The following is a 14,148-nucleotide window of genomic DNA, read 5'->3' as shown; positions in this document are numbered from 1 at the left end:
CCATGACAGATACGGTGTCGGACACGGTCGCGGCAACAGTCGCCGAGTACACCGACACCGTTTTCGGCCTCATGGGCAGCGGCAACGCCTGGTTCATCCACGGGCTCGCCGAGCTCGGCGTCGACGTCATCCCGGTGCGCCACGAGGCCGCCGCCGTCGCCGCCGCGGACGCGTACCACCGCACGACCCGGCGCCTCGCCGTCGCGACGACCACCTACGGGCCGGGCTTCAGCAACCTGATCACCCCGCTCATCGACGCCGTCCTCAACCGCTCGCCGCTGCTCGTCGTCGCCGGCGCCTCGGCCGCCATCGACCATGTCGCTCTGGCAGAGACCACCGGTGCCTGTGTGCTCACCGTGGGCCCTGACCCGGCCGCTGACACCCGTCACGCACTCGATGTGGCGCTGGCGGAGTCGATGCCGGTGGTGCTGTTCCTTCCCTTCGGCGCGCCTGCAGCACCGCCCACCGCGACGACCGGAGACCCGGCGGAGGTCTCCCGTCTGCTTTCCGACGCCCGCCGGCCACTCATCCTGGCCGGTCGTGGCGCGGTGGGGGCGCGTCGGGAGGTGATCGCGCTCGCGCAGACCCTCCGGGCCGACGTCGCCACCACCGTCCCCGCCAAAGGCTTCTTCGAGGGTGCCCGCGACGTCCGTGACCTGGGGATCTGCGGGGGTTTCGCGTTCCCGGAGGCCGCCGAAGAGATCTGCCGGGCGGACGTGGTGCTGGTGGTGGGCGCCTCGCTCAACCGCTTCACCACCGACCACGGTCGGGCCTTCGGGCCGGAGGCGCACGTCATCCTGATCGACCGCCACTCCCCCACCTCCCCGCGGGTGGATGCCTTCCTGCCGGGTGACGCGGGCGAAGTGCTCGCAGGGCTCGCGGTGCGCGGCGTCGACAGGCAGCGTGCCCAGCTGCACACCGGTCACCCCTCGGGTTCCGAGTTCGCCGTGGACGGGCGTCTGGATCCCCGTGGCCTGTTCCGGAGGCTCAACGAGGTCCTGCCGCGCGGGCGTGTGGTGGTGACCGACGGTGGGCATTTCATCGCCTGGCCCTGCATGTACCTGGATGTGCCCGGGCCGGATCATCTGGTGGTGGTGGGCACCGCCTTCGAATCGATCGGCCTGGGTTTCGGCTCGGCGGTCGGCGTCATCGAGGCGGCCGGGGAACGGCTGACGGTCCTGGTCACCGGAGACGGTGGCGGGCTCATGGCGCTTGCCGACGCCGAGTCCGTCATCCGTCGCGTCCGCGCCACCGGCGGGCGGTGCGTGGTCGTCGTGGTCAACGATGCCGCCTACGGTGCGGAGATCCACCAGTACGCGACCCGAGGTGTGGCGGAGACGCCGATGCTCATCCCGGAGGTGGATTTCACCGCGCTGCTGGGGGTGTTCGGTGCGCGCGGCACGGTGGTGCACACGCTGGCGGACCTCGACCCGGTGGGCGAATGGCTCGCGGCGGGTGAAGCGGGGACCTGGGTGCTGGACTGCCGGGTCTCGCGTGAGGTGGTCGCCCCCTTCCTGAAGGGCAGGTAGCGCGGTTTTCACCCGCGACGGTCCGAGGCATCCTACATTCGAGGTGTGAAGAGCTTTCGCAGAACCATCGGTGTCCTCGCCTCCGTTGCGGCCGCCACGATCGCCTGTTCCGCCATCGCCGCTGCCGCCCCTGCCCTCCCCGACCAGTCCTCGCTGCCGCCGCAACCGGGCATCGACCCCGTCTTCAACGACCCCGGCTGCGTGCCCTCCCCCGCCCACCCGAACCCGGTCGTCTACTTCCACGGGACCGGCACGCAGTCGAATGAGTTCGCCGACTCCGCCCGATTCCTGCGTGATCAGGGCTTCTGCCTGTGGACCCGCCACTACGGAACGGACTCCGACACCATCCGCAACAACGTCCCCGGCCACAACGGACTCGGACCCGTCGACGACGCGGCGGATGAGCTCGCCGCGTTCGTCGATGAAGTGCTGGCCACCACGGGCGCCGGCCAGGTCGATCTGGTGGGCTACTCCCTGGGGGGAACGCTGACCAAGGTCTACATCCAGGGGCGGGACGGCGCAGGGAAGGTCGGCCGCTCGATCTCCTTCGGCGCGACGTACCGGGGGACTGACCTGGTCGGCGTCACCCATGTCGCAGGTTCAGCCCTGAATGCGAACCGGGGCTCCGCGGAATACCTCATCGGCGCCTCCACCTTCGACCAGTTCGAGGGATCCGAGTTCATCGCGCGTGTCAACGATCTCCCGGACACGACGCCGGGGATCATCTACACAGCCTTCTACACACCCTCCGAAACCGTGGCCACCCCGTACACCACCTCGATGTTGCAGCCCGTCGACGGGACAAGCGTAGCCAACGTCGACATGGAGGCGGCCTGCGGCAGGACCTTCACTCATCGTGACCTGCCCCGGAGTCCCGAGACACCGCACCTGGTGTACTGGGGCCTGACCCGCGCGGCGGAGAATACGGCGGCCACCAGGCAGGACTGTGGGAGTTGAGTGTCCGGATCCCGCCTATCGTTTCACCATTCCATTATGGGTAAGGACTATTATCATGCGGTGCGACCATCGTCGACTGTGGCATGTTCCTCGGCGTCGATCTTCAGCGTGCGCATCTTGCGGTAGAGGGTGGTGCGCCCGATGCCCAGGAGCTGGGCGGCCTGCGACTTGTTGCCGCCGGTCTCCCGCAGGGCGGTGGTGATCGTCTCGCGTTCGGAACGTTCATACCGGCTCAGCGACGGCTCCAGGGAGCGCCGCATGGCCAGGGGAAGGTCCCGGACCTCGATCAGCTCACCTCGGGCGATCTTGGCCTGACCGGCAATCATGTTCCGTAACTCCGGGACGTTTCTCGGCCAGGGCCAGGCCAGCAGCCGCTGCAGTGCTGCCGGTGAGAATCGGGGGGCCGGGGCACCGGGGTAGAGCTGTGCGGCCAGGGAGTTGATCAGCCCGGGGATTGCGGTGTGCTGTTCTGCCAGGCCGGGCATCTCGACGACCCGCGGACCCGAGCTGAGGACACCTGCCGGACGTTCGGTGAGAACGATCCGGGCCTTCTCCGGCAGTCGGGTGCGGGCGAGATCCTCCAGGAGGTGGCGGTTCCAGTCGCTGATGCCGGCACCTCCGGTGACGATCACCCCCCTGTCCTCATCGAGGGCCCTGATAACCAGCGCTGCGTCGATGTCGGATGCCGGAATTTCCAGAGGCTCCCTGCCGGTACGGTCGCGCAGCCACCGTTCGCTCTGGTGTCGCTTGCCCACACCGGCCGGACCCGTCACCCGGATGAGGCCGGGTTCCGACGCGGCGGCGTCCAACTCCCGGGCCACCTCCTCGTAGACGGGCCGAGGCGCAGGGTCCAGGAGCGGGATCAGGCCGACGCCGGTGTCCTGGTCTTGCCGGGACGCGTCGCGGGCGGGGAATTCGATGGCGAAGACGTCCTCTCCCCCGTCGCGTCGGATCCTGCGCACGAGGGTTTCGTGACCCAGCAGCGGAAGCGTCAGACGAAGTGCCTCGTCCTGCACCCAGCGGTGGCGGCGGAGCTCCTCCCACAGCAGGGCATGCGAACGGGCGTCGAGGTGGGCGAGGGCGGGAATGTCGGTCATGACCGTCTCGGCGTTCATCACCAGGACCGCACCCCGGGTGGACTTGAGCCGCCGGTAGGCCCGGGCCAGGTCCAGATCCCGGGACTCTGCCGCTGACTCCAGCCCGCTGGTGATCTGTTGCCCGGCCTGCCGCGCCATGGCCAGCATCAGGGACACGGAGACGTCGAGGGCGGAGGCGATGGAGACCGATCCGATGGCCCGACCGGTGATCGGGTGGATGATCGGCGCGCCGGCACAGGCCAGATCCGCCAACGCATCGTTGAAGTGCTCGCTCCCTCGGACGAAGACGGCCTGCCTGGCCTCGATCGGCGTTCCCAGGCCATTGGTGCCCAGGGTCTGTTCCGAGAAGTCGTACCCTTCGGTGGCGTTGACCCTGTCGAGCGCCCGGTTGTCGCGGGAGTCGAGGATACGGCGTGAGACGATCCGGCCGTTCCGGTCCGCGATCAGCAGGGACATCCGGGAGTCCTCGAGGTGGGTGGCCCACTGGTCGAGGACCCGTTCGGAGACGTCGAAGAGCGCCCCCTCCATGTCGGTGTGACCGGAGAATATCGGCTCGGCCGTTGTATCCACGCCCTGGGAGATGGAGCGCCGCCAGCTCTGTTCGATTTCTGGCGTCACCAGTGAGGCAGGGACCCGGGCGTACTGCAGTCCCCGGGTGATCATCTCCTCCCGCGCGGCCCTGAGCATGTCGGCCGGCGCCTGGTGCCCGGTGGTCATGTCGGTTCTCCTCAGGCAGTCAGGACGATACGCCCGGAGACGCCGCCCGCGGTCAGGTCGTCGAGCGCTCGGGCCACTTCCTCGACGGACAGGGGGCGCTCAATGATCGGGATGTGGGGAAGCTTCCCCCGGCGGGCGATGTCGACGAGTTCCCGCAGCTGCCCGAGGGTGCCCACGAAGCTGCCCTCGATGCGGATCATCCGGAGCGCGAGCAGTGCGGTCGGGATGGTGACCTCGCCGCCGAACAGACCGACCTGCACCATGACCCCGCCCTTGTTGAGGATGTCGAAGGCGGCGGTGGCCGTGGCCCCGTTGTTGACGAAGTCGATGACAGCGCTGGCGGGTCCTCCGAGGGCGTCTACGATGGCTCCGGCGACGTTGTCCCCTGACTTCACCGTGCTCGTCGCGCCCATCTCCTCGGCCAGGGTGAGGTTGCGTTCGGAGACGTCCACCGCGCAGACGTTCTGGTGGCCCCGGTAGCGCAGGATCGCGATGGCGGTCAGCCCCAGCCCGCCGGCACCGAAGAGCACGACGGGCTCATCCGCGTCCAGCGGCAGGACCCGGTCGACTGCGGCGTAGGCGGTCAGGCCGGAGCAGGCAAGGGTCGCGGCCCAGCTGGGGTCGAGGTCGGCGATGTCCACCAGGTACTTCTCATCGGGGACGAGGATGTATTCGGCGTAACCGCCGTGACGGGCGATCCCGAGGTTCTGGCCGGCAGCACAGCGGTTGTCATTGCCCTCCCGGCATTCGCGGCACTTTCCGCAGCCGATCCAGGGGTAGACGAGTCGGACGTCGCCGGCCCGGACGGTCTCGACGGCGTCGCCGACCTCGACGACCTCCCCCACCGTTTCGTGCCCCATGACGATGGGGTACTGGAAACCGCGGTCCTTCATGCTCATCTTTCCGCGGCTGCCCAGGTCATAGCCCCCCTCTCGCAGATGGGTGTCGGTGTGGCAGGCACCTACGCGGGTGACCCGCAGCAGAACCTGACGACCCTCCGGCTCGGGGGTGGGGATCTCCAGATCATGGATGGTCTGGTCGTCCGGCAGAACTCCGTATGCGTGCATGGGCACCTCTCGTTGTGGTTGGTTCAGTGATTGCCGTCACAAACTATGTCTACACGTTAAAGGTGCTGGAGGGAACAGTGATTCGAGCATCTTCCATGCTGAATGAACGTCCTATTAATGCCCTTAAGGCAATAATCCACCTGGTGGGGCACCTGTATCAAAGTGGAACAGGTGCATGTGCTGTGTGCGTTTACGGTAGTGGCAAGCGTGTGGTTCAAGTCACTGAATGGGCCGCGCTAAGTCACATAACACATAAGGCCCGCGGGATCTGACCCCGTGGGCGCAAGCAGCCGAGGAGACAGCATCATGACCACCCAGACCACCACCGGAACCCAGGACAAGCTGCGCGACCTCTACACGGAGTGGAGCCAGCTCATGGCGGACTACCCGACGATGAACATGCGCCTGTTCCGGGCCGTCTTCGACGAGTGGCACCAGCCCACCACCGAGCCGGAGAACGTCACCTACCGCGAGGACGTCGTCGGCGGCGTTCCCGGCATCTGGTGCCTGCCGGAAGGTGCGGATGAGTCCCAGGTCCTGCTCTACACCCACGGTGGCGGCTTCGCTGTCGGCTCCTCCTTCAGCCACCGCAAGCTCGCCGGCCATGTGGCCAAGGCCCTCGGCGCCGTGAGCTTCGTGCTCGACTACCGACGCGCCCCCGAGCACCCGCACCCCGCCCAGGTTGAGGACGGCGTCGCAGTCTTCGAGGCCCTTGTCGACTCCGGCATCGACCCGAAGAACATCACCACCATCGGCGACTCCGCCGGCGGCAACCTCGCCATCGCCATCGCACTGTCCCTCAAGGAGCAGGGCAAGCCCCTGCCCGGCCAGGTCATTGCCTTCTCCCCGTGGCTGAACATGGAGAACGACGGCAAGACCCTCGAGACCAACCTCGACACGGATGCCCTGATCACCCCGCAGCTGCTCGAGGGCATGATCGCCGGCGTGCTGGGCGACAAGATCGACCCCACCACTCCCCTGGCGAACCCGCTCTACGGCGACTACGAGGGCTTCCCCCGCATCTACATCAACGCCGGCTCCGTCGAGTGCCTGCGCGACAACGCAGAGCAGCTCCATGAGCGCGCCACCGCCGCCGGCGTCGACTCCACCCTCAACATCGCCGAGGGCCAGCAGCACGTCTTCACCTTCAACGCCGGGAACAGTGACGTGGCAGACGAAGAGATCGCCCGCCTCGCCGACTGGTACCGCCAGGGCCGCTGACCGTACCCCAGAACACCTCCCTACCCCCAGAAAAAGGATGTTTCTTATGTCTACGCAGAGTTCTTCCCCGAGTGTTGATGTCATCGTCATTGGTGCCGGTTTCGGTGGCCTTTATGGTGTGCACAAGTTCGCCAACGAGTTGAACATGTCCGTGCTCGCGTTCGAGAAGGCCTCGGGCCCGGCCGGCACCTGGCACTGGAACCGTTACCCCGGTGCCCTGTCGGATACCCGCAGCCATCTCTACCGCTACTCGTTTGACAAGGACCTGCTGCAGGACAGCTCCTGGGAGAACACGTATCTCACGCAGCCGGAGATCCTGGCGTATTTCGAGGATGTCGTCGAGCGGTTTGATCTGGCGCGGCACTACCGGTTCAACACCGAGGTCACCTCGTCGGTGTATCTGGAGGATGAGCAGCTGTGGGAGGTCACCGCCGGGGGGCAGATCTACCGTGCACGCTACGTGTTCAACGCGGTGGGGCTGCTCTCGGCGGTGAACATGCCCGATATTGCGGGCCTGGACACCTTCGAGGGCCTGGTGCTGCATACCGGTGCGTGGCCGGAGGGCATTGATCTGTCCGGCAAGCGCGTCGGTGTGGTCGGTTCCGGGTCGACGGGTACGCAGGTGGTCACAGCGTTGGGTCCGGTGGTGGAGCATCTGACGCATTTCATCCGGACGCCGCAGTATTCGGTGCCGGTGGGCAAGCGCCCGGTGTCGGAGGCGGAACTGGCGGAGATCAAGGCGAATTATGAGCAGATCTGGGAGCAGGCGAAGAACTCGTCGGTGGCGTTCGGGTTCGAGGAGGCCACCACTCCGGCGATGTCGGTGTCGGCGCAGGAGCGGGAGCGGGTGTTCCACCAGGCGTGGGAGGAGGGTGGCGGGTTCAACTTCATGTTCGGCACCTTCGGGGATATCGCCACGGATGTGGCGGCCAATGAGGCGGCCGCGGCGTTTATCCGGGGCAAGATCGCCGAGATCGTCACGGATCCGGAGAAGGCGCGGAAGCTGACCCCGCATGATCTCTATGCGCGTCGGCCTCTGTGTGATGACGGGTTCTACGACACGTTCAACCGGGACAATGTGGATGTCGTGGCGTTGAAGGAGACGCCGTTTCAGGAGATCACCCCTGAGGGTGTGGTCACCGCGGACGGGAAGCTCCATGAGGTGGATGTGTTGATCTTTGCCACGGGGTTTGATGCGGTGGATGGTAATTACCGTCGGATGGAGATCCGTGGTCGGGGTGGGGTGAGTATCAATGAGCATTGGGATGGTCAGCCCAGCAGTTATCTGGGTGTGACGACGTCGAAGTTTCCGAACTGGTTCATGATTTTGGGTCCCAATGGTCCGTTCACGAATCTGCCGCCGAGCATTGAGACGCAGGTGGAGTGGATTGCGGAGTTGGTGGCGTTTGCCGAGGCTAATGGCATCACGGCGGTGGAGCCGGAGGAGGCGACGGTGGAGGCGTGGACGGATACGTGTCGGGAGATTGCGGGGATGACGGTGTTCACGAAGGTGGATTCGTGGATTTTCGGTGCGAATGTGCCGGGGAAGAAGCCGTCGGTGTTGTTCTACCTCGGGGGACTGGGTAACTACCGGTCCATTCTGCGGGAAGTCGCCGACAGCGGATACAAAGGATTCCGTCTCACCCGGTCGTCCGAGCTGGCCTCGGCCTGACCTCCATCCCCCAACCAACCACAGGAGAGAAAACACCATGGGTGTCTACACCACCATCAACCCGGCCACCGGCGAAACCCTGGAAACGTACCAGGAGATCTCGGACGCTGAACTGCAGGAGCTCCTCGAACGTGCCGAGAAGGCCTACCGTTCCTGGCGCGCCACCCCTGCCGAGGAACGTAGGGCTGTCCTGCTGCGGGCGGCTGAGCTGCACCGCGAGCGGGAGGATGAGCTGGCGGGCCTGATCACCCTGGAGATGGGCAAGCCCATCGCCCAGGCACGCGGCGAGATCCAGCTGGTCGCCTCGATCTACGAGTACTACGCCAACCACCTCGAGGAGTTCATGGCAGAGGAGGAACTGGAGATCTCCGGGCCGGGCACCGCGGTGATCCGCACCGAGCCCATCGGCCCACTGGTCGGTGTCATGCCCTGGAACTACCCCTTCTACCAGGTCGCGCGCTTCGCGGCGCCGAACATCGCGCTCGGCAACACCATGATCATCAAGCACGCCCGCAACTGCCCTCAGTCCGCCATGGCCACCGAGCGCGTGCTCCGTGATGCCGGGCTGCCGGAGGGCGTGTACACCAACGCGTTCATCTCCTCGTCGCAGGTCGCCCACGCCATCGCGGACCCCCGTGTCCAGGGCGTCTCGCTGACCGGCTCCGAGAAGGCGGGTGCGGCGGTCGCCGAGGTCGCCGGCCGGAACCTGAAGAAGTGCGTGCTCGAACTCGGTGGCTCCGACCCGGTCATCGTCCTCGAGGACGCCGACATCGACGCCGCCGCCAAGGCAGCCGCCAACAACCGGCTCAGCAACGCGGGCCAGGCATGCACGGCGTCCAAGCGTTTCATCGTCCAGGACAGCGTCTACGACGAGTTCGTGGAGAAGCTGACGGAGAAGATGTCCCAGTGGGTGCCGGGCGACCCGACCGACGCGGCCACCAGGATCGGTCCGCTGTCCTCCGCCTCCGGCGCCGAGGACCTCGATGAGCTTGTCGACGACGCTGTCGCCCGGGGCGCCGAAGTCATCCTCGACGGCGGCAGTGAGGAGGGATCGGAAACCTACTACCGCCCCTCCCTGCTGGGCGGGGTCACCCCGGACATGCGGGTCTACCGGGAGGAGCTGTTCGGTCCGGTCGGCGTCGTCTACCGCTTCCACACCGTCGACGAGGCGATCGACCTGGCCAACGACTCCCCCTACGGTCTGTCCTCCAGCGTCTTCACCAATGACGATGAGAAAGCCCGGCAGCTCGCCGAGTCGCTCGAGGTCGGCATGGTGTGGATCAACAGCACCAGCAAGAGCGCCCCTGATCTGCCCTTCGGCGGCGTGAAGCTCTCGGGCTTCGGTCGGGAGCTGGGACGTTTCGGTTTCAACGAGTTCGCCAACAAGAAGCTCGTGCGCAACCCCCACGCCTGATACCGCGCAGGAGTGACACCCCGGACGGGCTCCGTCCGGGGTGTCGCCGTGTCTCCGGGTCAGCCCTCGCTGCGCTCGCGCAGGGCCAACATCACCGCGGACATGTCCAGCTGGCCGCGGCCGGAGGCGTCGAAGTCGGCGTACAACTGGGCGGCCGGTACCCCCAGCACGGAGTGTGTGCCGGTCATCTCCAGGGCCTCTCGCGCGAAGCCGAGATCCTTGGCGATGAGTGCCGCGGGTGCGCCGCCCTCATAGTCGTTGTCGGCGGGGAAGCCCTTGTCTATGCCCTTGGCCGGGGCATGCTCCTGCAGCGCCCAGGAGTTGCCCGTGGAGTGCGAAATGACGTCGTAGATCGTCTGGGCGTCCAGGCCGATGCGCTCGCCCATGAGGAATGCCTCGCACAGGGCGATCTGGTGGATGCCCAGGACCATGTTGTTGCAGATCTTCACGCCCTGGCCGGTGCCGACGGCGCCGCAGTGGGTGACGGCGTCGCCCATGGCATCGAAAAGCGGACGAGCCTCGGCGAAGGCGTCCGCGGGCCCTCCGACCATGATGGCCAGGGTGCCGTCGACGGCTCCGCCGTGGCCACCGGAGACCGGGGCGTCGAGGAACACGGAGCCGGCCGCTTCGACACGCGCGGCGTTGTCACGGGCCTCGGCGACACCGATGGTCGAGGAGTCGATGAACAGGCGGGGCTTGTTCCCCACCTTCTCGAGCAGTTCAGTGATGGTGGAGGCGACCAGGCCCGCGGTGGGGAGCATGGTGATCACGGCGTCGGCTCCCTCGGCGGCCTCGACGGAGGTGTCGATGATCTCGACGCCCGCCTCGGAGGCCATCTTCTTCGCCACGTCGGTGACGTCGAAACCGCGGACGGTGAAGCCCTCCTTGACAAGGTTGGCGGCCATGGGGCCACCCATGCTGCCGAGTCCGATGAATGCGATGTTCTTCATTTCTGCTGCCCTTCTTTCGTGCGGGATCGGGACGGAATCAACGGGGGGTCTCTCCGACGCTACGCCCGTCGGCAGGGGCCGGACGAGGAAAATACACCTCATCCGGCCCCTGCCGATGCGCGCGGGAGACTTCAGCTCCAGTCGAAGAAGCCCTTGCCTGTCTTGCGTCCGAGCTCACCGCGGGCGACCTTGTCACGCAGGATCTGCGGCGGCTCAAAACGCGGACCCAGGGTGGAGGCCAGGTACTCGGCGATGCCCAGGCGGACGTCCAGGCCGACGATGTCGGTGGTGCGCAGCGGGCCGGCTGCGTGCTTGTAGCCGAGCACCATGGCGTTGTCGATGTCCTCGGCGCCGGCCACTCCCTCCTCGACCATGCGCATCGCCTCCAGGGCGAGGACGTTGCCGAGGCGGGAAGAGGCGAAACCGGGGGCGTCGGTGACAACGACCGGGGTCTTGCCCAGTGCGCGGGTCCACTCGGCGGCTGCGTCGGCCAGCTCCGGGTCGGTGTTCTTCCCCACGACAACCTCGATGAGGTCGGAGGCCGGAACGGGGTTGAAGAAGTGCAGGCCGATGAAGTTCTCCGGACGCTTGAGTTCCTCGGCCAGCCCGTCGATGGACAGGGAGGAGGTGTTGGAGGCCAGCACGGCGGTCGCCGACAGGTGGGCCTCGACGCCGGTCAGGGAGGCGACCTTCAGGTCCCAGTCCTCCGGGACAGCCTCGACGACGAGGTCGCGGTCGGCGAAGTCGCTGTGGTTCGTGCTCACGCGGAAACGGGCGAGGATCCCGTCGCGGTCGCCGTCGAGTCCGCGGGAGAGGGACTTGTCGACGCTGCTCTCCACGCGCTCGCGGGCTGCGGTGGCTGCGGCGTGGTCACGCTCGACGATCACGACGTCGCAGCCGTTGATCAGGAAGGCGTGGGCGATGCCGGCGCCCATGCGGCCGCCGCCGAGCACACCGACGCGGGACGGGAGGGAGATGGAGGTCATGTCTCAGTTCTACTTTCGGTCGGAGAGGGTCTGGGAGGGGTCGTCTACCTGAACGCCGAGATGCCGGTGATGTCGCGGCCGATGATCAGGGCCTGCATCGAGTCGGTGCCCTCGTAGGTGGACACGACCTCCATGTCGGTGAGGTGGCGGGCGACGTGGTACTCCAGCAGCAGGCCGTTGCCGGCGAGCAGTTCCCGGGCTTCGTTGCAGATCCACTTGCCCTTCTGCGAGGTGGCCATCTTGACCATGGCGGCCTTGGCGTTGGTCAGCTTTCCGGCGTCGGCCAGGCGGACCATCTGGGTGCACATCAGCTGCATGGCCGTCAGCTCGGAGAGCATGTTGGCCAGGCGGTGCTGGACCAGCTGGTACGAGGCGATGGGGTTGCCGAACTGGATGCGCTCGAGGGCATAGTCGCGGGCGATCTCGAAGGCGGCCATGGCGTGTCCCACGGCCTCCCAGGAGGCGCCGCCGCGGGTGAACTGCAGCACCCGGTTGACGTCCTTGAAGGAGTTGCAGTCGGCCAGGCGGTTGGCGTGCGGGACGCGCAGTTCCGTGATGACGATGTCTGCCTGCAGGATGGCGCGCTTGCCGATCTTGCCCGGGATCGGGGTGGGGTCGTAGCCCTCGGGGTAGGTGCCGTCGTCCTGCTTCTCCACGACGAAGGCGTTGACCTGGCCGTCCTCGGTGTTGCGCGCGTAAAGGACGATGACGTCGGCCTCGTGGCCGTTGCCGATCCAGCGCTTGTGGCCGTTGATCACCCACTGGTCACCCTCGCGTCGGGCGCTGGTCTCCAGTGCCACGGAGTCGGAGCCGTGGTCGGGCTCGGTCAGGGCGAAGGCGCCGGTCTTCCTGATCGCCGCCAGATCCGGCAGCCAGCGCTGCTTCTGTTCCTCGTTGCCCAGGATGGCGAGCGAACCCATGCACAGGTTGGAGTGCACGCCCATGAAGGTGTTGAAGGAACCGTCGATGCGCGACATCTCCCGCGCGACCATGCCCTGGGCCATGCGCGACATGCCGGGGCAGTCGTAGCCCTCGATGATAGTGCCGACCACCCCGATCTCCGCCAGCGGTGCGAGCAGCTGCCGCGGGAACTCGGCCTTCTCCCAGTGTTCGTTGATCACCGGTTCGACGTGGGTGGTGGCGAACTGACGGACCTTGTCGCGGATGGACCTCTCCTCGGCGGTGAGGTCATCGTCGAGGTGGAAGTAGTCGGACAGGACGGTGGCTTCGGTGGTGGACATGGTGTTTCTCCTCTGTGGGTGGGGTGATTCAGGCATTGAGGGGCGGGAAGGTCAGGTGGCTTCATTCAGCCAGTCCAGGATCGCGTCGCGGTCCTCGTCGATTCCCGGCGGGATGAGGTCGTAGCTGACCGGGGTCTTCGAGAAGGTCAACGGGTTGCGGATGCCCGGCAGCGTCCTGTCTCCGTGGCCGACCTGGACGACGGGTTCCAGGCCCAGGCGCTGCGCGAACTCGATGCCGCCCTGCACGTCGTTGATGGGGGCGCACGGCAGGCCGGCGTCGGTGAGGACGTCGAACCACTCGGCCGCGGACCGCGCGGCCAGCAGCTCCTGCAGGATCGGACGCAGCTCCCCACGGTGGTGGCTGCGATCGGCGGCGGCGGCGAAACGGGGATCCTCGGGCAGGTGCTCCGCACCGAGGACCGCACACAGGCGGAGGAACTGCCGGTCGTTGCCGATGGCCAGGATGATGTCGCCCTCCGCCGTGCGAAAGGGCTCGTAGGGGTAGATACTGGGATGCTCGTTGCCCATCCGGGTGGGTACCTGACCGCTGAGGACGTATCCGGCGGTCTGGTTGACCATGCCCGACAGGGCGGAGGACATCAGGTTGGCCTCGACGTGCTGGCCCCGGCCCGAGTTGCCCCGTTCGTGCAGGGCGGAGAGGATGCCGATGGCGGTGTGCAGGCCGGTGATGACGTCGAACACCGCCACGCCTGCCCGGTAGGCAGGGGAATCGGGGGCGCCGGTCAGGCTCATCAGGCCTGACAGGGCCTGGACCAGAAGGTCGTATCCGGGCAGTGCGGCACCGCCCTTCGTGCCGAAACCGGTGACCGAGGCGTAGATGACGTCCGGGTTGGAGTGGGACACGGCGTCATAGTCCAGCCCGAAGCGTTCCAGTCCGCCCGGCTTGAAGTTCTCCACCAGGACATCCGCGCGACCCGCGATGGCCCGGGCGGTCTCCAGGTCCGTCTCGTCCCTGAAGTCCAGGGCGATGGAGCTCTTGTTGCGGTTGATCGAGAGGTAGTAGGTGGACTGATCCTCGTGGACCGGAGGCTTCCACGTGCGGGTCTCATCGCCCGCGGGGCTCTCCACCTTGATCACGGTGGCGCCCATGTCGGCCAGGAGCATCGTGCAGTAGGGGCCTGCCAGGACGCGACTGAAGTCGGCGATGACGATCCCGGCGAGCGGACCGCTGGCCTGGCGCGTGAAAAGGCCGTCCAAGGGGGAGGTGTGTTTCGACTGTGTCATGGGCTCTCTCCGATAATAGTTGCCTAACTCACATTCCCACCCCGATTGCTGC

At 66.8% G+C, this 14,148-nt stretch carries 11 protein-coding genes; 5 read left to right on the top strand and 6 right to left on the bottom strand.

Going from position 1 to position 14,148, the window contains the following annotated elements; translation table 11 throughout:
* Positions 1-2 precede the first annotated feature (2 nt).
* Both CETAM_RS12995 and CETAM_RS12990 read left to right on the top strand, forming a co-directional pair.
* The gene (locus tag CETAM_RS12995; RefSeq protein WP_156229235.1) at positions 3-1,529 is read left to right on the top strand and encodes a thiamine pyrophosphate-binding protein; all 1,527 of its coding nucleotides are present in this window, start codon (positions 3-5) and stop codon (positions 1,527-1,529) included.
* A 45-nt stretch (positions 1,530-1,574) separates the two neighbouring features.
* Positions 1,575-2,486, top strand: coding sequence for an esterase/lipase family protein (locus CETAM_RS12990; RefSeq protein WP_197085754.1), 912 nt, complete (start codon positions 1,575-1,577; stop codon positions 2,484-2,486).
* Between the two features lie 53 nt (positions 2,487-2,539).
* Here the strand turns inward: CETAM_RS12990 and CETAM_RS12985 are convergent, their stop codons facing one another.
* Positions 2,540-4,300: a sigma-54-dependent Fis family transcriptional regulator gene (locus CETAM_RS12985; protein WP_156229233.1), complete on the bottom strand. Its 1,761-nt coding sequence runs from the start codon at positions 4,298-4,300 to the stop codon at positions 2,540-2,542.
* Positions 4,301-4,311: 11 nt separating this feature from the next.
* Entirely contained in the window at positions 4,312-5,367 is a 1,056-nt protein-coding gene (locus tag CETAM_RS12980) for an alcohol dehydrogenase (protein WP_156229232.1), read from the bottom strand.
* Positions 5,368-5,673: 306 nt separating this feature from the next.
* Here CETAM_RS12980 and CETAM_RS12975 point away from each other — a divergent pair, with 306 nt between their 5' ends.
* From CETAM_RS12975 to CETAM_RS12965, 3 genes are read left to right on the top strand one after another with little or no spacing between them, the layout of a single operon-like run.
* On the top strand, positions 5,674-6,588 hold the full coding sequence (locus CETAM_RS12975) for an alpha/beta hydrolase (protein ID WP_156229231.1): 915 nt from the start codon (positions 5,674-5,676) through the stop codon (positions 6,586-6,588).
* Positions 6,589-6,634: 46 nt separating this feature from the next.
* On the top strand, positions 6,635-8,260 hold the full coding sequence (locus CETAM_RS12970; RefSeq protein ID WP_197085753.1) for a flavin-containing monooxygenase: 1,626 nt from the start codon (positions 6,635-6,637) through the stop codon (positions 8,258-8,260).
* A gap of 37 nt (positions 8,261-8,297) precedes the next feature.
* On the top strand, positions 8,298-9,674 hold the full coding sequence (locus tag CETAM_RS12965) for an NAD-dependent succinate-semialdehyde dehydrogenase (protein WP_156229229.1): 1,377 nt from the start codon (positions 8,298-8,300) through the stop codon (positions 9,672-9,674).
* Positions 9,675-9,733: 59 nt separating this feature from the next.
* Here CETAM_RS12965 and mmsB read toward each other — a convergent pair whose 3' ends face one another.
* The 4 genes from mmsB to CETAM_RS12945 all read right to left on the bottom strand — a co-directional run bounded on the left by mmsB (position 9,734) and on the right by CETAM_RS12945 (position 14,096).
* Positions 9,734-10,624, bottom strand: a complete 891-nt coding sequence (mmsB, locus tag CETAM_RS12960; protein WP_156229228.1) for a 3-hydroxyisobutyrate dehydrogenase — start codon at positions 10,622-10,624, stop codon at positions 9,734-9,736.
* Between the two features lie 131 nt (positions 10,625-10,755).
* Positions 10,756-11,610 (bottom strand): 3-hydroxyacyl-CoA dehydrogenase family protein, encoded by an 855-nt coding sequence (locus CETAM_RS12955; protein ID WP_156229227.1) that lies wholly within the window; start codon positions 11,608-11,610, stop codon positions 10,756-10,758.
* 44 nt (positions 11,611-11,654) lie between these two features.
* The gene (locus tag CETAM_RS12950) at positions 11,655-12,851 is read right to left on the bottom strand and encodes an acyl-CoA dehydrogenase family protein (RefSeq protein ID WP_231587516.1); all 1,197 of its coding nucleotides are present in this window, start codon (positions 12,849-12,851) and stop codon (positions 11,655-11,657) included.
* 51 nt (positions 12,852-12,902) lie between these two features.
* A complete protein-coding gene (locus tag CETAM_RS12945; protein ID WP_156229225.1) occupies positions 12,903-14,096 on the bottom strand; it encodes a CaiB/BaiF CoA transferase family protein in 1,194 nt (397 codons plus the stop codon).
* Positions 14,097-14,148 lie beyond the last annotated feature (52 nt).

Source organism: Corynebacterium comes (genome assembly GCF_009734405.1).
GTDB classification, from domain to species: Bacteria; Actinomycetota; Actinomycetes; order Mycobacteriales; family Mycobacteriaceae; genus Corynebacterium; species Corynebacterium comes.
This window is presented reverse-complemented; position numbering and strand designations above follow the sequence as displayed.